Annotated in this window: 12 protein-coding genes; 3 read left to right on the top strand and 9 right to left on the bottom strand. The window is 50.8% G+C overall.

The features are described from left to right. Window positions 1–34: 34 nt before the first annotated feature. A complete protein-coding gene (locus ABWH99_RS12070) occupies window positions 35–1,393 on the top strand; it encodes a Gfo/Idh/MocA family protein (RefSeq protein WP_375582104.1) in 1,359 nt (452 codons plus the stop codon). A 233-nt stretch (window positions 1,394–1,626) separates the two neighbouring features. Here ABWH99_RS12070 and ABWH99_RS12065 read toward each other — a convergent pair whose 3' ends face one another. Then, window positions 1,627–2,826 (bottom strand): hypothetical protein, encoded by a 1,200-nt coding sequence (locus ABWH99_RS12065; RefSeq protein ID WP_375582103.1) that lies wholly within the window; start codon window positions 2,824–2,826, stop codon window positions 1,627–1,629. Between the two features lie 173 nt (window positions 2,827–2,999). Continuing rightward, window positions 3,000–4,409 (bottom strand): NAD-dependent epimerase/dehydratase family protein, encoded by a 1,410-nt coding sequence (locus ABWH99_RS12060; protein ID WP_375582102.1) that lies wholly within the window; start codon window positions 4,407–4,409, stop codon window positions 3,000–3,002. A gap of 415 nt (window positions 4,410–4,824) precedes the next feature. On the opposite strand from ABWH99_RS12060, the gene ABWH99_RS12055 reads away from it, so the two are divergent. After that, window positions 4,825–8,109, top strand: a complete 3,285-nt coding sequence (locus ABWH99_RS12055) for an amidohydrolase family protein (protein ID WP_375582101.1) — start codon at window positions 4,825–4,827, stop codon at window positions 8,107–8,109. Here ABWH99_RS12055 and ABWH99_RS12050 read toward each other — a convergent pair. From ABWH99_RS12050 to ABWH99_RS12040, 3 genes are all read right to left on the bottom strand, one after another. Next, window positions 8,106–8,861 carry an AAC(3) family N-acetyltransferase gene (locus tag ABWH99_RS12050; RefSeq protein WP_375582100.1) on the bottom strand — a complete coding sequence of 252 codons (756 nt, stop codon included), beginning with the start codon at window positions 8,859–8,861 and terminating at the stop codon, window positions 8,106–8,108. The genes ABWH99_RS12055 and ABWH99_RS12050 overlap by 4 nt on opposite strands. A gap of 19 nt (window positions 8,862–8,880) precedes the next feature. Next, complete coding sequence (locus tag ABWH99_RS12045; RefSeq protein ID WP_375582099.1) at window positions 8,881–9,744, bottom strand: phosphoenolpyruvate hydrolase family protein; 864 nt, start codon at window positions 9,742–9,744, stop codon at window positions 8,881–8,883. A gap of 80 nt (window positions 9,745–9,824) precedes the next feature. Next, complete coding sequence (locus ABWH99_RS12040; protein WP_375582098.1) at window positions 9,825–11,075, bottom strand: Tm-1-like ATP-binding domain-containing protein; 1,251 nt, start codon at window positions 11,073–11,075, stop codon at window positions 9,825–9,827. Between the two features lie 177 nt (window positions 11,076–11,252). On the opposite strand from ABWH99_RS12040, the gene ABWH99_RS12035 reads away from it, so the two are divergent. Next, complete coding sequence (locus ABWH99_RS12035) at window positions 11,253–13,928, top strand: phosphoenolpyruvate carboxylase (RefSeq protein WP_375586520.1); 2,676 nt, start codon at window positions 11,253–11,255, stop codon at window positions 13,926–13,928. Window positions 13,929–13,982: 54 nt separating this feature from the next. Here the strand turns inward: ABWH99_RS12035 and ABWH99_RS12030 are convergent, their stop codons facing one another. From ABWH99_RS12030 to ABWH99_RS12015, 4 genes are all read right to left on the bottom strand, one after another. Then, on the bottom strand, window positions 13,983–15,215 hold the full coding sequence (locus ABWH99_RS12030; RefSeq protein WP_375586519.1) for an alginate lyase family protein: 1,233 nt from the start codon (window positions 15,213–15,215) through the stop codon (window positions 13,983–13,985). Between the two features lie 419 nt (window positions 15,216–15,634). After that, the gene (locus ABWH99_RS12025; RefSeq protein WP_375586518.1) at window positions 15,635–17,938 is read right to left on the bottom strand and encodes a discoidin domain-containing protein; all 2,304 of its coding nucleotides are present in this window, start codon (window positions 17,936–17,938) and stop codon (window positions 15,635–15,637) included. A gap of 11 nt (window positions 17,939–17,949) precedes the next feature. Beyond that, window positions 17,950–20,229 carry an FAD-dependent oxidoreductase gene (locus tag ABWH99_RS12020; RefSeq protein WP_375586517.1) on the bottom strand — a complete coding sequence of 760 codons (2,280 nt, stop codon included), beginning with the start codon at window positions 20,227–20,229 and terminating at the stop codon, window positions 17,950–17,952. A gap of 4 nt (window positions 20,230–20,233) precedes the next feature. After that, entirely contained in the window at window positions 20,234–21,925 is a 1,692-nt protein-coding gene (locus ABWH99_RS12015; protein WP_375586516.1) for a sodium:solute symporter family protein, read from the bottom strand. Window positions 21,926–21,929: the final 4 nt, after the last annotated feature.

The raw sequence follows: 21,929 nt of genomic DNA, 5'->3' as shown, positions 1-21,929 counted from the left end.
GTCACATACTGTATTAACTAAGCCGAGAATAATTATGAGTAACGAACAAGCAGGCAGAAGGGAATTTCTAAAAAAGTCCGCGCTAACCACTATGGGCATCTCCGCGTTGGGGGCAGTAGGGTTTTCTGCGAAGAGTTATGGGAAAATCCTGGGAGCAAACGATCGATTAAACATCGCCATCGCCGGATTGGGAAGAAGACTGGGTGCATTTTATAGTCCGATCGGATTAAAATCCAGCAATGTCAACCTGATGTACCTCTGCGATGTGATGCAATCTCAACGAGAACGAGCAGCTAAAAATTTTCAAAAACACATCGATTACCAACCCAAACTGGAAAACAGTATCCTGAAAGTATTGGAAGATTCGGAAGTGGATGCCTTGATCAATGCCACCCCGGACCACTGGCATGCACCGGGCACCTGGCTGGCCCTGGAAGCGGGTAAGCACGTGTACGTAGAAAAACCATGTAGCCACAATCCTTACGAAGGTGAGCTTCTGGTGGCCTACCAAAAACAATACGGGAAGGTCGTTCAAATGGGGAACCAGCAACGATCTGCTCCTGAAAGCATCGAAATCATCAAAGCCATCCATGACGGAGCCATCGGCCAGGTATACAAGGCCACTGCATTTTACAATTCCGCCCGGGGCGAAGTACCCAATCAGAAAAAAGCCGCTCCGCCGCAGGGCTTGGATTGGGAACTGTTCCAGGGTCCCGCACCCAGACGGGAATATACCGACGACACCTGGAATTACAACTGGCACTGGTACGGCTGGGACTACGGTACGGCCGAATCCGGCAACAACGCCACCCACGAAATAGATGTAGCCCGGTGGGCCTTGCAGGTTGATTTCCCGGAAAAGGTGATGGTCGATTCCGGAAAATACCATTGGCCAAACGATGGCTGGGAAATGTACGATACCATGGATGCCGTGTTTAAATTTTCGGGCAATCGCACCATTCAATGGGACGGAAAAAGCCGAAACGGACACAATACCTACGGTCCGGGCCGCGGTACAATCATCTACGGAACCGATGGCTCCGTTTATGTGGACCGCGGGGGCTACAAGCAATTTGACCGAAATGGGAAGGTGGTCAAAACCAACGAGTCCGGAGGTAGCGAAGCTGGCACGGCGCTAGGTGGCGGAGGCGACATGTCCACCCTGCATGTGGTCAATTTCTTTGAAGCTATTCGGGGAAAACAAACACTAAACAGTCCCATCGATGAAGGCGCAAAATCCGTTTTGCTTTGTCACCTGGCAAACATCGCCTCCCGAACCGGCGAAGTCCTGGAGTGTGATCCCTCGAACGGGCATATCAAAAATAGCAAACAAGCCAGTAAGCTCTGGAAACGAGAATACGAAAAAGGCTGGGAACCTAAACTCAAGGTCTAGACCCCACCTCTTCTTACCTAATAAAAACCACCAATCATCCCCGGCTTTGCCGGGGATTTTTTTTCGACCGTAACCGACGAAACCAAGTCTCCGTTTGCCGAGGAACGTTGAGTTTTTCCCAAACCTGCTACCGCACGCCCCAACTTACCTACGCAGCGATTCATTCATCCGAAAATCCCCTGGTAAAAAACAACCCGCAGGTCGCCAAACAGCAAGCCTGCGGGAATAAAAAATCAGAAACCAAGGCCAAAAGCCTTTGCCAAAGGGCGGCTTCCCGCAAGCTCTCCCAACGGATGCATGCGCTCCAGATCAAAAACCTGAACGGTTGATGCCTCCGATGGTAGGATGTAAAGCAATTCTTCGGAGGCAACCATGCCGAACGCTTCTGCTGAAATGGAAGCTTGCTCCACAAGTAATAGACCCGTAGGTGCGTCGTAAACAAGCAGTTTTCCGTCGGTTGTTTGAATCAGCAGAAATTTACCGCTAGGGTTAATGGCAAACTCCTGTATATCTGCACCTTCGTAGACGGCAACCATGGATTTCGCCTGTGGGTCAATGCGGTACACGCCTTTGTTTCGGGACCGCCCATAAAATACCTGCAGGCGATCGTTCCCTTTTATGGTGCCCAACCAGTTCCCGGATTCCGAATTGAGGGATGCATCGTTTGGTAGTAGCGAAATGCTACCCTGACTATCGGCCACCACCACGCCGTCGGTAGAGCCAAACAAGGCATAATCCCCATTGGATGCATCTCCATGGATACCACCCACTTGCAAGTCAGGATTTTCATGTACAATTTCTCCATCTTCATTCATTAGCTTGACCTGCTGTGGGAGCGGACCCGGCACCCCCGCTACCTTGAAGCTCACGGCCAGCAAATTGGACTTCAGCCAGGTGGCAGCACCGTGATGCGCGGTCATGTTTTCGGGCATGATCATCGTTGCGGCATTGGTCGGATTGGCCAGCGAGGCTTCCCGAATCCACAAAATGGAACCATCCCCGTCATTAAAAATAATGATTTGCCCGTTTGTGGAAGAAAAATGCGTAGGTAAAGGTGCTTCAAAGGTATGGTTCAGCCAACGGGCCGGATAGGCATGACCGTGATCTCCGTGGTCTTCCATTCCGGAATCCAGAATTCGAACCTTACCGTCTGCCCGTTCCACGGAAACCAGGTAGCGCATGGACGAACTGATGTAATTGTTGCTCTCAAGAAGCACGGGGGCCAAATCCAGCGCTTCTTTTTCTTCCTCGGATGGGGAGACCTCAAATACTTGCCCGGTATCGTCCCAGCCTATAACCCGAAAGTAGGGACTTTCACGTTCGGAAAAGGAAAGCTCCGGTTCGCTCACCTCCAGTGGATCGTTATCGCAGGAATAGAAGCAGACCGATGCAGAAAGAAAAATCAGTGTTTGAAGGGTTCTTACGTGTTGCATGGTTTTTTTTCTTGCAAAGTAAAAAACCATTCTTTTTATATGCAACATTATTGCATTTTATTTGCATCATTGTTGCATAAATACAACGAATCGGTGTAAAATCACGCAAGGGGGGCACCGCAACAAAATGGCCGGAAAATATCCAGGTTCCATGGATTTTACAACGCCAGCTTTTAACGTAAGGGTACAGAATGGGATCCGAGTGTTTGCAGGTAACGACCGTACCGGTTCATTACCCAAAGGTGCAGCCGGGCCTGCGTGATGACATACAGGTACCAGGGAATTCTGGGAACAAATTCATGAATGGCGGTGATGATGTATTTCCCTTCCAATACTTCCCGAAACTCCAGCCAGCCATAATCCGGGCGACCCACCAGCCAGCCCCCACTGATGAAGAACAATTGCCGCCTTTTATCGCTTCGGTCCCTCACCCAACTTAGTTGCAGCATAGGCCTGGGTAGCAGGAATAGGTAAAAACTTACCACTCCATCTCGATTTTCCCGAGCGTTGATAATCGATTTGAAAAACATGGGTAACCATACTTTGTAGCGATTGGCGGCCCAATAGGCACTTTTGCCAAAGCTATTGGAAAGCCGCTGTATGCTTCTAACGGTATTTTTTCGACGGCCCAAGGGCCTGAAGGTTGGCAAAAGCGGCTCCTGTGACGAGTGCAATGCGGTCTTCACCGACTCTTCGTATGACTGGTACGAGATGGGAAATTCGCGAAAGGCCAATTCGTTCGAAACGGTCATGGTATGCCTGAGGCTTTCGACCAGCGGGGACACCAACTGCGCCGGACTCTCACCAAAATAGCCTACCCAGAGTTTGGATAGACTCGGGGAAAAAAACGGTACCGAAAAAATATAGCGTTTTTTGCCCATTACTGCCGCGGTTTTCAGCATCATCTCCTGATAGGACATGATTTCCGGAGAACCAATTTCAATGGCTTTTCCAAATACATTGGGATTCCCCAGACAGCCATCAATGATGGTTAGTGTATCCTTGAGTGAGATGGGCTGGGTTTCGGATTCCGTCCACTTCGGACAAATCATCACCGGTAATTTTTTGACCAGATTTTTGATCATTTGAAAGGACGATCCCCCCGGCCCTACGATGATGCTCGCCCGCAAGGCCGTAAGGGCAGCAGTGCCGGAAGCCAGGGTTTTTTCCACCTCCAGCCGACTGCGAAGGTGCCTGGACCAGCTGCCTTCCATTTCATTTTTTGGCAAAATACCTCCCAAATACACCAACTGCCCGACTCGATTGGCAGAGGCCGCCCGGGCAAAATTATCGGCCAGCAACAGGTCCGTATCTTCGAAACTACCCTGATTTAAACGGGTCGACGCATTCATGGAATGAACCAGATACAGGGCATAATCGACCCCTTCCAGGGCTTTTTGTGTAGAACTGATCGAGTACAATTCCACCTGCCTCCATTCGATTTCCGGATGGGGATTGTGTTGCACTTCCCTCCTACTCAACCCGATGATGTGGTACTTGTCTTTAAACCGCTCCATAAACCAACGCCCGATGTACCCCGTTGCACCGGCAATGGCCAGCACTTTTTTTTCCCTGTTTTCCATGGACTACTTAACTGGCCTTCGTTCAAATTGTTGATGAAGAAATCAGGTATTGCGGTAAAAGGATTTTTACTGCTGCCGGAATTTATCTACCCTAAATTTAAGGGTGCCCCTCTGAAAACGTATCCGGTACTTAAAAAATACCTCCCGATTCAACTCGTTTGGTCAGGGCATTAAAAAAGATGAATAAAACCGTCTTTAAAAGATTCAGAAATGAATGAGCAATGAATGGGAAAAGAATAATTCCAGCCATAAACCGTCGGACGGGATAAAGCCGGCAGTATAGGTACGAAATTGATTCACCACGGCGTACCGTGGTGTTCTACCACCATTTTCAGTTTCTGCAAGTTTACCAAAAAGATCGCAGACCAGTATTTTCTCCTTATCTTTACCCTACACACCAATTAGCCGGAATTTCATGAGTCGTCCCCTGTTCAAAAAAATTCTTATACTCCTGTTCATCAGCTCCCCTATCCTGGCCCAGGAAGAAACCGACTGGAAGGTAGCCGCCCCCGAAGGCGACTGGGAATTTAAAAACGTGACCTTTACCACCGATGAAGGCACCTGGATGAACCTGGATGTCAGCCCCGATGGAAAGACCATTGTTTTCGACCTGTTGGGAGACATCTACTCCATGCCGATCTCCGGAGGAACCGCAACGGTTCTGAGATCCGGTTTGCCGTTTGAAGTGCAGCCGCGCTTCAGCCCAGACGGCAAATGGATTTCCTTCACCTCTGATGCCGGTGGCGGTGACAACATCTGGGTCATGAAGCCCGATGGCAGCGATGCCCGTCAGGTAACCAAAGAATCCTTCCGCTTACTCAATAATGCCGTATGGATGCCGGATGGCAACTACCTGGTGGCCCGAAAGCACTTTACTTCCGGCCGGTCCCTGGGTGCCGGAGAAATGTGGCAGTACCACCTTTCCGGAGGAGAGGGATTGCAACTAACCCAACGGAAAAACGATCAGCAAGACGTCAACGAACCCAGTGTATCCCCCGATGGCAGGTACCTGTATTTTAGTGAAGACATGGCCCCCGGGGGCGGTTTCGAGTACAACCGGGATCCCAATGGGCAAATTTACGTCATCAAACGCTACGATTTTGAAACAGGCGAGACCGAAACCCTCACCGGTGGACCCGGAGGTGCGGCGCGGCCCCAGGTGTCTCCCGATGGAAAAAAGCTGGCCTTTATAAAGCGAGTAAGAACCAAATCGGTGCTCTACATCCACGACCTGGAAACGGGCGAAGAATGGCCGGTCTATGATGGACTGAATAAAGATCAACAGACCGCCTGGGCAATTTTTGGGGTATACCCCGGATTCGCCTGGATGCCCGACAATCGGCAGATTCTTATCTGGGCCAAAGGGAAAATTCAACAAATCGATACCGAAAGCCTGGACCAGCGCAGTATTTCTTTTAGGGTAGAAGTGGATATTCCGGTAGCCAAACGGGTCCATTTCAGTCACCCCATTGCTCGAGAGACCTTCACCTCCCGCATGATCCGAGATGCGGTCACTTCTCCGGATGGCCGGAAATTGGTATTCCGGGCATTGGGCTATCTCTGGATCAAAGACTTGCCTCAGGGAAAACCGAGAAGAATTACGGAAGGTGTAGACTTTGAAGCAGAACCCGCCTTTTCCCCAACTGGAGACAAACTCCTTTTTGTTACCTGGAATGACCAGCACAAAGGAGCCATTAAAGAAGTGAATTTGCTCAATAATAAGGTTTCAACCCTCAGTCAGGAAAAAGGCATCTATAGAAACCCCTCTTATGGTCCGGATGGAAAGCAAGTCGTGTACCGAAAAGAAGGAGGCAATCTGGATCAGGGACGTACGTTTACCAAAAATCCTGGTATTTACCTGTTGGATCGTCAATCCCAAGCGGTAAAAAAACTGACGGAAACTGGCGATTTCCCGGTATTTACCCAGGACGGAAACCGGGTATTCTTTCAGACGGGAGGAAAATTCTTCGGAAACCTGACGAAAAGCCTGAAATCCGTTGACCTCAATGGACAGGACGAACGTACGCATATTGAATCCAAATACGCCAATCGACTGGTGCCGAGCCCGGACAACCAGTGGGTGGCTTTTATCCACCTCCACAAAGCCTACGTAGCCCCGCTGGTGCTCAATGGTCGGACGGTGGATCTGGATGATAAAACCAAATCCGTTCCCCTGGCCCAACTATCTGAGGATGCGGGCTTGAACCTGCATTGGGCTCCGAACAGTAAGACCATTTTTTGGACGCTGGGAGATGCCTACTACAGCAAGGGACTGGCCGAAAACTTTGACTTCCTTCGCCAATCGGGTTCGGAAGATGAGAAAACTGAAAACGAACCGATAAAAATCGAATTGGAAGCTGCGGTCGATCGGCCGGAAGGAATCATTGCGTTTACCGGTGCCACCGTTATCACCATGGAAGGAGATGAAGTAATCGAAAACGGGACCGTAATCGTGGAAGGCTCCGTCATCAAGGCTGTAGGTGCCTCCGCTGCCGTGCCCATCCCCCGGGGAGCACGGGTGTACGACATGGCCGGGAAAACCATCATGCCCGGCATCGTGGATGCACATGCCCATATCGGGGCATTCCGAGATGGCCTTACCGTCCAGCAAAACTGGCAGTTGTACGCCAACCTGGCTTACGGCGTGACCACCGCCCACGACCCTTCGGCGAATACCGAAACGGTCTTTACCCTTTCCGAAATGGTCCAAAGCGGCGCACTGGTAGGGCCCCGGATTTTCAGCACGGGCTTTATTCTCTATGGCGCCGATGGCGACTTTAAAGCGGTTATCAACAAACTCGAAGATGCCCGATTTTCGGTACGCCGGACAAAGGCCTTCGGTGCCACGGCCGTAAAATCCTATAACCAGCCCCGCCGGGACCAGCGGCAACAGGTTTTACAGGCTGCCCGGGAACTCGGGGTAAACGTGGTACCGGAGGGCGGCTCCACCTTTTTCCATAACCTTTCCATGATTCAGGACGGGCACACAGGGATCGAACACAACATCCCCATCGCACCTGTGTACAACGATGTATTGGAGCTCTGGGGTCAAACGGAGGTAGGTTACACCCCCACACTCATTGTAAATTACGGTGGCATCAACGCAGAGTATTACTGGTATCAGAAAACGAATGTTTGGGAAAACGAAAAATTGCTGCGTTTCAGTCCCCGTGGCATGATCGATGCACGGTCCCGTCACCGTACCATGGTCCCGGAGGAAACCTACGAAAACGGTCACATCCTTACTTCCCGGCAGGTCACCGATCTGGCCAATAAGGGAGTCACCGTCAATCTGGGTGGTCACGGACAATTGCAAGGTCTGGGTGCCCACTGGGAATTATGGAGCCTTGCGCAGGGAGGGATGTCCAATCACGAAGCGTTAAAAGCAGCGACCATCAACGGCGCCCGTTACATCGGAATGGACAAAGACCTGGGGTCCCTGAAAGAAGGAAAATTAGCCGATCTGATCGTTCTGGAAAAAAATCCGCTATCGGATATACGCCACTCGGAAAGCATCACCCACACCATGATCAACGGAAGGTTATACGAAACGGAAAATATGAACGAAATCGGCCACCGTAACCGGGAGCGGCCTCCATTTTATTGGGAAAACCGATCGTTCCAGGAAGCCTTTCCCTGGCACGAGAGCATACAGACGTACATGCACAGTGGCTGTGGCTGTGGCGTTGGCAGACACTAAGGCTCCTTTCGGTCTACAAAAAACAGGGGATCACTAGCTAATTGCCGGGTTCCTGCTTCCCAAAGACTTCTGGCATCCATCAGCACCGAATCGGCCTGCAACACCTTGCCTCGGCGAAATCCCAAGGGGTGCATGCACTTGAGGACCCTTTCGTAACGCTGCGCCATACCGGAAAAACCGTGGGTTAGGTATTTCTTTTCCTGTACCACTCCTTCCCGATCTCTGAGCGAATAGGTAACAGCCTGCCCGAAAAGATAGGGAGGTACCGTTTTTTCTTCCACGGCATGCATGGAGGTATTGGGCCGGGTCCCGCAACCCAGGAACAAAATCTTTCCGTGTACTTCAGGAAGCTTGGCGAAAGGAGAATGCATTCCACAGGGCGTATCGTCCAGCAGGTGTTCGGAGAGAAAGTAGTTGCTTAATTTTCCGATCGCACAAACCGAGTGTGTGGGGTGCATGCTTCTTTGTACGCCTGGAAAAGTCCGGAAAAATTCCGGCAGGCCACCCACACAAACGGGTGTTTTGGCCAGATCAAAAATGGGATTTTCAGGCGTAACTGTTTGGTAAGACAGCGCAGGAAGCAGCAAGGTTCCCCGAGAACCAAGAACCTCCAAAAGGGCAGATACAACGGTTGCTGCCCTGTCTGGAAAGCTTCCCAGAGATCTTAGCGAAGCATGTACCAGCAAATGGTCCCCTTCAACGAGGCCCAGATTTCGCAAATCATCCTGCAGGTTGGTCTTCCATTTTCTCATACCAAAAACCTTCCGGAGGTCAGTTCTTTAGCGTTAACTGTTTGAAAGAACGCGTAAGATCCTGCAGGGATTTTTCCACGCCCATGCGCTCCAGGGAGGAGGCGCCCACAAACCCGTGTACCTGCGTAGCTTCCAGCACCTGCCGCACGTCCTCGGGTGTATTGATCGGGCCGCCATGGGTCAGGAAAAACAAATCCGGATTAATGGATTGACAGGAAGCCATGATTGCACGGGTTTTTTCGATCGCCTCCTCCAAGGTACAGGAGGCACCGGTAACCCCCACGGAGCCTCCAACGGTGGTCCCTACATGGGCAATGATGGCATCCGCTCCGGCTTCCGCCATTTTGATTGCCTCCTCTGGTTTGGCGACGTATACGATGGAAAACAAATCCATTTTATCGGCAATTCGCACCATTTCCACCTCTTTATCAAAGCTCATCCCCGTCTCCTCCAAAATCTGACGGAAATTCCCATCCACGATGCAATGCGTAGGGAAATTATTGATTCCCGAGAAGCCCATGTCCTTCACCTTGAGTAAGTGATGCCAGATCCTCCTTCTGGGATCCGATCCGTGGACCCCGCAGATTACCGGTACCTCTTCCACCACCGGCAGGACCTCAAATTCACCGATTTCCATGGCTATCGCATTCGCATCTCCATAGGCCATCAGGCCAGCCGTAGAGCCGTGACCGGACATCCGAAAACGGCCCGAATTGTAAATGATAATCAGGTCTGCTCCCCCTTTCTCGATAAATTTAGCACTGATTCCCGTCCCCGCACCGGCTGCGATGATCGCCTGCCGCTGTGCGATGGTTTTGCGTAAGCGATCCCGAACTTCCTGCCGGGTGTATGGGTTTCCTTTTCCTGTCCACGGATTGGGCATATCTTCTGATTTAGTGTTTAGGCCTGCAAGATATTTCAAAACCGGCAGCGAATCAACTTTCCAGAAAAAACCGCCCGAAGCTACCTTACCTGTCGCGACCTTTTTCTTTCCAACAGAACCAGGAGCAGGTCTACTGCTACTTCTGCAAATTCCTTATCGTTAATATGTGCCTGCACAGAAATCTGTTCGATGCCCGGTTCCAGATGCGTTCCCAAGGCCCGGCTCAGTGCTACCGTACATTTTTTATTATAAAAGTCGTTTCCTACCGCATCCAGTTGCGAAAAGCCCAGCAGGGGTACCAATACGCCGGTTTCGGCTTTTTCCCGGCTTTTGTTTAGCTTTTCCGCAATCTGCTTTCCCAATTCAAAATTTTCATTTTCATTGGTGCGCATCAAGGTCACATCCGGGGCCCATTGGTAGAAAAGCCGGTCCTCGTAGCTTTCCGGTACGGAGTCCGGCGGCCCAAAATTGACCATATCCAGGCAGCCGGGAGCCAGCAGGCAGGGAATACCCCGGTCAATCGCTGCCGTCAATCTATCCGGACCTGCACTCAGTATTCCGCCGCATAGCTCGTCTGCCAGTTCGGTGGTCGTCAAATCCATCACGGCATCAAATGCGCCTTCACGAATCAAGGCTTCCATGGCTTTGCCACCGACGCCATTGGCGTGGAAGGCCATCACTTCGTACCCCTTCTGCTGCAACAAACGGGTGCAAGCATTTACACAACGGGTGGTATTGCCAAACATGCTGATGGCCACCACCCCCTTCGCGCGATCGGTTTGCTGTTCGGGAACTTTCGTCATGGCAACAATAGCCGCGGCTGCCTGATCGATGAGTGGCCGAATGATGGCGTTGAGTCCGGCCACATCAACTACCGAGGGAATCAAAACCACATCCTTGACACCAACTAAATGCGATACATCCCGGGTCGCCAGGGTGGATAGACAGACCTTGGGTAGCCCCAAAGGCAGTACCTGCATGGCTTTTAGGATCAGGTAGGTCCCGCCTCCCCCTCCCATGCCGATGACTCCGCTAATTTTCCCCTGTGCATAAAGGGTTCGCAACAATTCGGCAGCGCCCTGAGCCATCTGTTCCAGCGCATGACCCCGATTATTTTTTTTTCGCAGAAAATCCAAAGAGGTTCCTGCCAGGGAAGCCAGGTACTCGGCTTCCACGTCAACTGGAAAACAGGCGGTACTTCCAAAAATCCCGGCGTTGATGCCGATCACCTGTGCGCCATTTACCAAAAGCTGCTCCCGCAATCGGACAAAGACTTCCGCCTTGGTATCGAAACAACCTAACATCGCGATAGTGGGAGAAAATTGATCCATTGCCTGCTTGTACCAGGCCTGAATGTACGGATAAAATCACTTTTCCAAAAATGCATGGGGGAAACGAAGCAAATTCGCACCTCCTCCGTTTTCCCATAGACCCCACCGGGAAACTTTCATTCCACCGCCTTATCTCGTATATTTAACTATTATTGAAACCGCTACAAATAAAAACGCATGAGTACAAGCGACCTTCTTTTTAAAAAAACCAGAAAAGATCTGGAATTTCTGACCGATTGTTTTCAAAAAGTACTGCACCAGTTGGGTGAACAGGAACTAGAGAAAATCCTGGCTCAAAAATCCAATCCCCAAGACATAGACTGGGAAGCCGCCGAATTGGAGGAGAAGCACATTCAGGTACTGAGCATCTTCCTTCAACTAATGAATCTGGTCGAGGAAAATGCAGCCGTACAGGGTAGAAGACAGTTAGTTAACGAAAAGGGATTGGCTGCTATTCGCGGTTCATGGGGTGAAACCCTAACCCGATGGAAAAACCAGGGGTTGACCCCTTCGGAGATGCTGGACTGTATCAAACGTACCCAGGTTTATCCTGTTTTAACGGCCCATCCCACGGAAGCCAAGCGAAAATCCATACTGGATTTGCACCGGGAGATTTACCTAAATCTCGTCAAACTGGAAAACAATGCGTATTCTCGCCTGGAAAAACAGGCCCTGCAACGGGAAATAATCGGATTGCTCGAACGGTGGTGGCGCTCGGGTGAAGTGTACCTGGAAAAGCCCACCCTGGAAATGGAACGCAACAACGTGCTACATTACTTTTCCAAGGTATTTCCCAAAGCCTTGCAATATGCGGACCAGCAACTGATCGAAAGCTGGATAGCAATGGGCTTTGACCCGGAAAAATTCACCGATGCGAGTGATTTCCCGGATTTTCAATTGGGCAGCTGGGTAGGCGGTGACCGGGACGGACATCCCTACGTAACGGCCGATTTTACTCGTGAAACCTTGCTGGAACACCGGCGCATGGCCCTTTCGTTAATCAAGGAAAAACTACAGGTCCTGGGGGCTCAGATGAGTTTTTCAGATATACGAAACCCCGTCCCCAATGGTTTTCGGGAAAAAATCCGGGAAAAAGCCGAATACATCGGTGCCGATAGCGCACTGGCTTTGCAACGAAATCCCCGTGAACCCTGGCGGCAATTCATCAACCTGATGCTGATACAGGTGGAAAATACCCTGGACGAACGCAGACAGCCCATCTATTCCCGCTCGGCGGAATTGATGGAAGACTTGAAGGTGATCCGACAGAGTTTGCATGAGATCAATGCCTGGAGCATGGTACGGCAGTTTTTATTGCCCGTAGAAAGACATGTCTCCTGTTTCGGTTTTCACCTGGCTCGGCTGGACATCCGGCAAAACAGCGCGTATCACGAAAAAGCCATGGATCAGATTTTTGCCAAAACCTTCCCAGGGTCGACGCCTTACTCTTCCTGGTCCGAGGAAGAACGGGTACATTTTATCAGCGAAGAACTTAAAAGTAATCGTCCCTTTGCCTTTTATGGGCAATCGTTTGGGCCGGAAGCAGACAAAGTATTGGGTAGTTTTCAAAGCATCAAATCGCATATTGACCGGTACGGGGACGAGGGTATCGGCTCGTTTATAATCAGTATGACGCGAAGTCTGAGCGACTTGCTCGTGGTTTACCTTTTTTTGCGGGAAGCAGGATTGGATCGCACCCGGTATCAGGTGGTCCCGCTGTTTGAAACCATCGATGACCTGCAGCAATCAGAGCATATCCTTCAGGCTTTTCTATCGCACGAAGCCTATCCCGATCGCGATTCCATTCAGGAGGTGATGCTGGGCTACAGCGACAGCAATAAGGACGGAGGAATCACGGCAAGCCGCTGGAATATTTACCAGGCAGAACAAAAGCTCACCAATGTAGCCAGCTCTTTTGGCAAGCGCTTGCGCTTTTTCCATGGAATAGGCGGAACCATCAGTCGAGGCGGAGGAAAATACCACCGATTCCTCGAAAGCATGCCGCAGGGCAGCTTGCAGGGATCCATTAAAATTACCGTACAGGGAGAAACCATCTCCCAGCAATTCGCCAACCTGCTCACCGCTGGGTACAACCTGGAAATGCTCTTTTCCGGTACTGCCCTGCAAACGGCACCTTCTCTTTTTCCGGGTAAAAACCCTAGCTTCCCTACCGAGGCACTGCATACCCTTTCCGAATTCGCGCAGCATCACTACCAAGAATTGATTCGCCACCCCAAATTTCTGACGTTTTACGGGGAAGCAACCCCGATCGATGTACTGGAACTTAGTAAAATCGGCTCAAGACCGGCACGAAGAACCGGAAAACGATCTCTGGAAGACCTTCGGGCCATCCCCTGGGTATTTAGCTGGAGCCAGTCCCGGTTCAATCTGACAGGCTGGTACGGAATCGGAACCGGATTCCAGAGACTCCGGGAAAGCCACCCTGACCTGTACCAGGACCTACAAAATCACGCCCAATCCTGGCCTCTTCTCCGATACATCTTGATTCAGGTAGAAACCAACCTGCTCAATGCCGACCAGGAAATCATGAACCAATATGCCCGGTTGGTCACCGACCGAGAGACCGGCATCACCTTCACAAAATGGATCATGGACGAACACGGGCGAAGCCTGGAAGAGATCGGCGTACTGCTGGGAAAAGAGCGGGAAATCCGAAGATTGGGTTTGCTAGACAGCATCAACCGACGAAAAAACGCCTTACACGGACTTCACCAGCTGCAGCTTAAAAACCTGAAACGGTGGCGCGCGTCAAAGGAGCCCGACTCGCCCCTGGTAACACGACTGCTGAAAATCACCACGGCCCTGGCAAGCGGATTAAAAAACACGGGTTGAGAAAGGCGAAACCTGCCAAAAAAAACTTGCAATCAACCCGATTAAGGGTTCGGCTTACTTCCGCAGGTCCCGGTAATCCAGTAGGTCCCAGTAAAGGAAACCATCCCCCTCTACGGCGATTTTCTCAGACAATTGCTTGTAGGGTTTGTACCGATACACGCGGGCTGCAATGGCCAGGGGTTCAACCAGACGTTCGTTCCGTTTTTCCTGAATCTGCGTGTAGGGCCAATCCTTTTTCTCGCTTAAATAAGGCACCATAAATTCGAGCGCTTTTCGGATGCTTCCTCCCTTGGGATTTTCATAGTTCCAAAGGTCCCTGCCGGATTGCGCGGCAGCTTGGGCATAGCTCATGATTCCCAGGAGGTTCATGGCACTGTAGTCCCAGGAACGGGTTCGATCCAGTTCTTTTGGCTGCGATCCATCTCCCTCGATCATTTCATCCAGGATTAAGGGAAGCCCCACCCTTACCAAGCTATCGGCACGTTCATACTGATCTAGATAAAGTGCCAGCGGGATCGTTTGCGCAAAATACCAGGTGGTATGGTTGTTTCCATGTACCGCTTCGTCTTTTCCATGTGTGCTATTGATCAACCAATCCAGGTAGAGGCGGATCCAATCGCGCATGCCATTTTCTACGGCGCCATCCCAATGGTCGGAGCCGGAAAGAATGTAAAGTATATCCGGGATTTCAGAAAAGGAGCGGGTATCGATGATGCCAATCCCTCTTCCCTCTGTCCTGCCTGGGATTCGCTGGGCATAATTAAGATTGGGATTCATTTTCGTTTCCGGATCTAAAAACCAGATCCGGATCAGGTTGATCGCCTGGGCAGCATACGCTTCGTTTTCAGAAAAATAATGGGCCTGGCTAAGTACCCGCAAGGCAGCCATCAACTTGCCCAGCTCTTCTTTGTCTTTGTAATCGTAGTACTCCGGATTGACTTCCCCATCCCTTCGTATATACGGAAGTCCATCTGCCTTTTTCGGGTCTGGCCACCAGTAGGGACCCATACTGGTATAATCGTGGACATCGCCGCTGGGGGGCAATTGTTTCTTATGCGTGACCGAAAAGGGGCCTTCCTGAAGCTTCTGGTCGGCCTCCCTGAGAAGTGCCTGCACCGCAGGAAGTAAGGGTTGACGCGTACCGAAAGAAATCCGTTCTCTGGCCTTCTCCATGAGTGTCCCGTCCAACAGAATAAAACCCATTCCCTCCGATTCCCCAACCTGAGGAAACGCGAAAAAAGGAATAGCTACCAAAAAGAAAAGAATGCTTAACGCTAATTTTTTCATGGCACTTCGTTTGGAGGATCATGCATCCGGTTCTATTTAGAAAAATACTACTTTATACGAATCCAACCAAATACAGATCTCGCGAAGAACCTGATTCAAATTGGAAAACGACTGGTCAAAATCGTGGCAGCATGCGGGAACATTCCCGAAGGCAATGAGGTCTTCATAGGCGAAAAGCCGGGAAAGTACGCGCCTTAGCTAACAAGTTCATCCCTGGGGATTATGCACTATTTACCCGAGATTCCGTTCCTCCTGGCTTTTACTTCTTTTGGTTTCTTTCGAAAAAAAAACCGCCGCGGGACGACCTGGCGATAGCTACCGTATGCGTAAAACGACCGCCTGATTTGTCACTTGACCTGCATCGGTTTCATTGGTGCTGTACCGGGAAAAAACTATTCAGGGAAAATGCTTACCATCGATTATTTTACAGGGATCCAAATACACTTTTCGAAAAACCCATGCCCGTAACTTAGCTTTACCTGCGACTGCCCATCCAGTGGAAGTACCTGATCTCCCGAGACGAGTACCGATGCTTTCTTTTCCAGCGTACCTTCGAGGGCCAGAGAAAAAGGCGAACTTTCCTGCAGGGAGACCGCTATGTTTTCCCCTGACGGTAAGGAAAGCTGTACGGTTACCGGCTCTTTTAGATCGGGGTAGAAATTTAGGGGGGCCTCCAGACGTATCAATAAATCACCCGATTCGTTTGTGCTGTAGGCAAGGTGGGTATAGTAGTTGGCCAGATAGGCCATGCTTGTATTAAAAGCGGTATTGAATTGAACCCAGCCTTCCGTCCAGCCCAGGTCCCCTGCTTCGGGCTGATTGGGATAATGGAAATTTTTCGGGGAGCCGTCAAATACGAAAGGGAGTTCCTCCAGGAGCCCAATCCCTCCTTTGTGCCGGCTGTACCATCCCAGGTCCACACCCTCTACTTCCTCCGGTCCCTTAAAGGAAAAATGCCTTCCCGTGGGGTTTCTCCCAAAGGCATTTTCAAAATGCGCCCAGGCAATTTCCTCTAGCCGGGAAGCAAGTCTATGATCCCTCCCCAAAATGGTATTGGCCGCGAAGATGGCAGCCGGGAATCCCAGAATATTTCCTGTTTCGTTCCACCCCGGGGGTGTCCATTCGTCATCCGCATACTTTCGGAAATCCCAAAGATTATTGGATCTTTCGACCATCCATGCTGCCCATTCTTCCACTTTTCCGTTCAACCCAGGGGGGTGCCGGTCCGGGTATTGCTGGCCAAAAAAAGCAAAGGCCCGCAGCGTAAGGTGCTCCGACATGCGCTGACCCTTGGTCGTCATCGGGTCCTCCCAATCCAAATGGGCGATCATCCACTCCATTTGCCGGTACGCGGCAGTAAAATAAACTTCTGCCTCGGGATCTCCCTCCCGCTTTGCGACTTCATACATCATCAAATTTGGTATCACCGAAAAGCCCGGCGGCATTTCCCCTTTGGTACTACCTAACCGGGTCTTAAGTGCCAACAAGTCGTGTTCGGGACTTAAGTCGTACTGGGAGGTTGCGTGAGAAGATACGCTTTCTTTCGTCCACACGGACCGTGTGTAAGCATATACCCGGTCGAAGTTTTGGCGGGGAAGCCAACGGGACAAAAAGGGCCAGGCATACAGGAAATGTGCAAGTTCGGCTTTTTGCATTTCGTGGTCCAGTTGCTGGGACACCTTTACATCCGCATCCCAATGAATCAATTGCACAATGTCTGGTGTATCGTCGGAAAAGGGTTCCAACGCTCCCCACAAACCCCGGTAATCTTCCGGAAAAGAGTCGTTTGCCCGGTAGGTTCCGGTGATCTCCATACGCTCAAAAGCGGCTGGATTCGCCGCATACAGAGCGACCAAACTCTGCATGGACCAGTTGAAAAAATCTCCGTCCCGCCAGGCGAAGGACAAAACCCGTTTCTCGGATACATTCCCCACGTAATGCCGCGCCCCCATCATAAAATCCAGCATGCCCCGGTAACTCACCCGCTCCAACCAATAAGGGCCAATGCGAAATGGAAAGGAAGTCTTATTCCCGGAGACGACCAAAAACTCCTGATTTGACTCTGGGTTGAAGGGGGTGAAATCTCCTTTTTCCCCGAAAATACTACCTGAGAAAACTTCCTTGCCGCTTTTCTTTTCCAAAATTGCAAAGGGGCTGCCATCTGCCACACCCGGAGCAGTAAAGCGCTTTGGACGGTTGAGGTTGTATCCACTTTGATTCACCAGTAGGGGCATAACCTCTCCCGCACCTTCGTCCACGTATTGCTGGCCCCAAAGGGCCAACTCGGTAATGCGAAGGGACCGGCTTTCACTCGCGAGGAGTCGCACCCGATCGGTAAGCAACTCTTTCTCAAAACTGACGGCTACCTCTGCCGCCTCGTTACCGGTGGTTTGGTGAAAAGTCCGCCATTCCCCATTGAGCAAGTACTGGAACTCAACCCCCCCGGCAGGCTTTCCGCCTGGATAAAAATTGAGCGTAAATCCGGTGATTTCCGTTGCGCCTGGCAACCGAATCGCAATCCAGGGAGCTTCACCCGATTCACTTTCCCAATAGGTTTCCGGATTGTTGTCAAGCGCCAGCGCTGCGCCCTGATTCGGTCTTTCCGAGCTGCTGGAAACCCGGCCGCTAAGTGAAAGATTTCGCTGCGCCAATACAGGAGATATCGATGCCACCAAACACAGAAGCAGTCCAAGTAAGAAGGGGTGGGAATTGGATGGTTTCATTATCTAGTTTCTTAATAACAGAGGATGCCGAACAAAGCAGCGGGTGTGGCGGCAGACGGATGCTCTAACGAAATTTTCAAATAGTTGGTGGTAAGCGGGGCATCAAAACGAAGCGAAAAACAGGACTGATGATTGTCACACACCTGAATCAACCGGTTTCCCTGTTTGTCCCAAATGGAAAAACGCTGCACACAAAAAGGGACCACGCGTTCGGGATGGCCCATCAGGGTAGACTCCAACGCATGGTCATAATCCGTATCAAAGTACAACTTTATTTCCCTGATTTTCTGTTCACTATCCCATTTTAATTCAACAGAAGGTTGCGGATCATCCAAAGAAGCAGCCCAGGCGTTGCTCTGTCCGATCGGGCGAAAAATACCATTGCGTAAATATAGTACGTCATACAGCGACAAGGGCTGGTCCAGGTCAAATCCCAGATTGCGTCCCTCAGGTCGTCGTTCTGGCAACCAAAAGTCAAAGGCCTCGATGCCGATGCCTTCTGGAGGCTCCTGTCTACTGCTGGAGGCAACCGCTTTGTTAAACTTTTGAAACACGGTCAAAACACCGGTCAGACGAGTCTCAGAGGTCCTGAGTTGCACATTTTCGTTGGCAGAAAAAGTGACAAAATAATATTCTGAATTTTTTATATAATACTGAAAATCAATTGTTAAAAATGATTCACCGGAAGCTATTTCGAATTCATTTTCAGCCAATACTAGCTCGGGTGTATAATTCCCCTTCCGCTTGCTTCCCATCAGTGACACCCTAAGTTGCGTAGCTTTCGAGGCTTTCACCTGTACGCGAATGCCCGGGACTTTCCCTTCGGCGAGGGGTAACACCTGCGCCGCTGCAAACTCCAGGGACTTCCAGGGCCCATCCATGGGAAGGCCTTGCAACCGATAGGTAGACGAGGGTCGCAGCGTTGCCAATTGTACCAGTTCTCCCTCATCTGACAAGCGGAGTCCGGGAATGTATTGCCCGGACCGAATCAACCGGTTTTGCAGCTCCTTCATTCGTGAAGGCTCAAGCAGTTCCGCGGGCAAAAGATTCTTTTCACGGCACAATACAGCGGCGATCGCCACGGCCTGCGCGTTGTGAGCGCCAGTAGCCATCACCCGGGTGGAACCGAAAGCCACGTGACTGCTGCTGACGATTCTCCCTGCAAGAAAAAGGTTTTTTAGATTTCGGCTGTACATGATGCGATACGGAATCTGGTACACTCCCTTGGTGTGCCATTGGGTGCAGCCTGGCAGGTCGCCGTAGACCCCATCCGCCGGATGCAGGTCCAGGGCCCAGCCTCCAAAAGAAACGGCATCATCAAATTGGCGCTGCTGCACCAGGTCCTTTTGTGACAACATGAAGTCCCCTTCAAAGCGGCGACTTTCACGTTTTCCCGGGATGGTTCCCACCCATTCCAGGGTATGGTTATTCATTTCCGGAAATTCTCCTGAGTTTTTAAGGTGATCCCAAATACCATAAATCACGCGCCAAAGCTCCCATTTGATCGATTCGGATTCGTGAACGGTATCTTTTCTTCCTCCATATTCCACCCACCATAGGCGGCAACCATGGTCCTTGAGGTTAAAGGATTTGAAGCGAGGCAGTTTACTGATTTCCCGATTAGCAAAGGAAGGAGCGATAAAGCGTACCGGTTTGCCGGTATCTTTGCTGTAAAAATACAGGCTATGTCCCAGCAATTCCCCATAGGTATCATCCGGCGCAAACGGCTCATCAAATTCATCCGCCGATTCCGCCCCTATCCGGAAGGCCGCTCCGGCCAAAAAGGCCAGGGAGCCGTCACCGGATGCATCCACAAAAAGAGGGGCTTTTAACAAGTATTCCGTGGCATTTTGGCTGCAAAAAGCCAAGGCAGCCTCGACGGTATCGGGACTGCTTTTTTGCAGGTCGTGCATGCACGTATTCAATAACAGTCGTATACCCGGTTCATTGCTTACCATTTCCAATAAAATGGTATCGAGAATCAAGGGATTGCCTTCGGGATTTCTGTACAAATTTTCCAGTAAGATCTCATCGATGACGCCTCCTTCCCTGGCCCAGCGGTTGTTATTTCCCATGTGGGATGTTGCGCCCAGGACCCAAAGCCGGATCTCTGAGGAGGCGTTTCCACCCAGAACCGGTCGGTCCTGTACCAGCACTACCTGCATGCCCTGCCTGGCTGCGGTGATGGCACAGCAGGTACCGGCCATACCACCCCCAACGATTACCAGATCGGCAAGACATTCCTCCCGTTTAAACCTTCGCTTTGTGCTACTAAATACTTCTTTTTTCATTGGTCTATTTATCGACAACTAATGAATGATTTATTTTCTTTCTTTTTTTGGACAAACGAATCAGTCCAACTCCCAAGAGGACCATCAAGGTTCCAAGAAAAAACAAATACCAGCGAGCGGACCCGGCCAGCGTTCCCAGGGAAACGAATAACACGCCCATGCTTATAAATGCCCAGCCCAATACCTGAAACCCGTAGGTGTTTTGCCGCTGACTCGAGGCAGCCAATAGCACCTGTTGCTCCTCGGTAAGCATCGATTTTTCCCCCACCTCCACTTCTGTATGGGTACTCCCGGTAGACCGGCGTACGTACGTTTCCGCGATACCCAGCAGTACCAGAGGCAGAAAGACACCTACCAACATTTCGCTGCTGCGGTCCAGAGAAAAAGAAAACAACTCCGGTGAAATAAATTTAAAATATACATTGATCAGCAGGCTGATCCCTGTAACAAATAAAATGTGCCTGCCCGCTAGCTTCTTGGAAAACAAGCCCCATATGGCAGGGGCATACAAGGCCCCACCAGTGATGGCACCTATGCTCAGCACTACCTCTACAATCCCTCCAGCCATAGGAACCATAAAGGCCACTGCAATGGTACCCAACCCAAACAACAAGGTAGCGATCCTCGCTACCTGCATCAACCGCCGGTTGCCGGCGGCCGGGAACAAGGGCCGGTAGACATCGTTGGTCAAGACCGCTGCAGCCAGATTTAGGGAAGTATTGACCGAACTGGCGGTCGCAAAAATCATCCCTCCCAGCATCAAGCCCAGCATTCCCGCAGGTAACACGTTCATGCACATCATCAGGTAGGCTCCTTCCGTCTCCAAACCTGTCAGTCCAGGATTGATCACCCGGTAAATCATGGGAGGTAGCATCCAAATAAGCGGACTGATCAGGTAAAGACCTCCAAACAGGAATCCGACCTTTTTCGCAGCAGTACTGTCCTTGACAGTCGTATACCGCTGTACGTATGCCCAATTTCCCCCGATGAAAATCGTATTGTAGCCAATAAATGCGAGAATAAATCCAGGGGTATACGTATCGTTGAAAAGCCGAAAGAAATCTTCGGGTGCCTCCTGTATAAACCGACTCCAGCCCCCTACCGTATCCAGGGACAAAGGCAACACGATCAGCACCGCCGCCGTCAACACTACAAATTGCAACACATCGGTGACCACCACCGCCCATAACCCTCCGACCGCAGTGTACACCATGATTAAGCCCCCAAGTAGCAGAATGGAGTAATATATATTGAAACTGGTGACCACGTTCAGAATTTTTGCTACCGGATACAGAAAAGCCCCCGTATACCCCAGTGATAGTACCAAAAACAAAAAGGTATAGTAGCGTTGGGTAGTTTTGCCAAACCGTTGGGTCAGATAGGCCGCCACGGTTAGTGCATTCGTGCGTTTCCACCGGGCAGCCAGAAACGTACCAATCAAAAAGCCGCTGATGCACATGGCCATCTGTATGGTGATGGCCACCCAACCCCATTCGTACGCGATGGAGCCCCAAACCACAAAGGTGCCAGCGGAGAAAAAGCTCATAAAGAGAGACAGTCCACTGATGGACCAGGGAACTGCCCCTCCCGCTGCAAAAAAAGATTTCATGTCACCGCCCTTCTTTCCAAAGGATAAACCGGCAACCAGTATAATTCCCGTAAAAACACCGATTGTCAAAAAGTCGAGTAGTACCATGCGA

This window comes from Cyclobacterium xiamenense, from assembly GCF_042140265.1.
Classification (GTDB): domain Bacteria; phylum Bacteroidota; class Bacteroidia; order Cytophagales; family Cyclobacteriaceae; genus Cyclobacterium; species Cyclobacterium xiamenense_A.
The sequence above is the reverse complement of the archived record's forward strand: the minus strand, read 5'-3'. Positions and strand labels throughout refer to the sequence as shown.

Bases quoted from the DNA above. Each gene is read 5' to 3' on its own strand.
- ABWH99_RS12070 (WP_375582104.1), top strand. From the start codon at position 35: ATGAGTAACGAACAAGCAGGCAGAAGGGAATTTCTAAAAAAGTCCGCG.
- ABWH99_RS12065 (WP_375582103.1), bottom strand. From the start codon at position 2,826: ATGCAACACGTAAGAACCCTTCAAACACTGATTTTTCTTTCTGCATCG.
- ABWH99_RS12060 (WP_375582102.1), bottom strand. From the start codon at position 4,409: ATGGAAAACAGGGAAAAAAAAGTGCTGGCCATTGCCGGTGCAACGGGG.
- ABWH99_RS12055 (WP_375582101.1), top strand. From the start codon at position 4,825: ATGAGTCGTCCCCTGTTCAAAAAAATTCTTATACTCCTGTTCATCAGC.
- ABWH99_RS12050 (WP_375582100.1), bottom strand. From the start codon at position 8,861: ATGAGAAAATGGAAGACCAACCTGCAGGATGATTTGCGAAATCTGGGC.
- ABWH99_RS12045 (WP_375582099.1), bottom strand. From the start codon at position 9,744: ATGCCCAATCCGTGGACAGGAAAAGGAAACCCATACACCCGGCAGGAA.
- ABWH99_RS12040 (WP_375582098.1), bottom strand. From the start codon at position 11,075: ATGGATCAATTTTCTCCCACTATCGCGATGTTAGGTTGTTTCGATACC.
- ABWH99_RS12035 (WP_375586520.1), top strand. From the start codon at position 11,253: ATGAGTACAAGCGACCTTCTTTTTAAAAAAACCAGAAAAGATCTGGAA.
- ABWH99_RS12030 (WP_375586519.1), bottom strand. From the start codon at position 15,215: ATGAAAAAATTAGCGTTAAGCATTCTTTTCTTTTTGGTAGCTATTCCT.
- ABWH99_RS12025 (WP_375586518.1), bottom strand. From the start codon at position 17,938: ATGAAACCATCCAATTCCCACCCCTTCTTACTTGGACTGCTTCTGTGT.
- ABWH99_RS12020 (WP_375586517.1), bottom strand. From the start codon at position 20,229: ATGAAAAAAGAAGTATTTAGTAGCACAAAGCGAAGGTTTAAACGGGAG.
- ABWH99_RS12015 (WP_375586516.1), bottom strand. From the start codon at position 21,925: ATGGTACTACTCGACTTTTTGACAATCGGTGTTTTTACGGGAATTATA.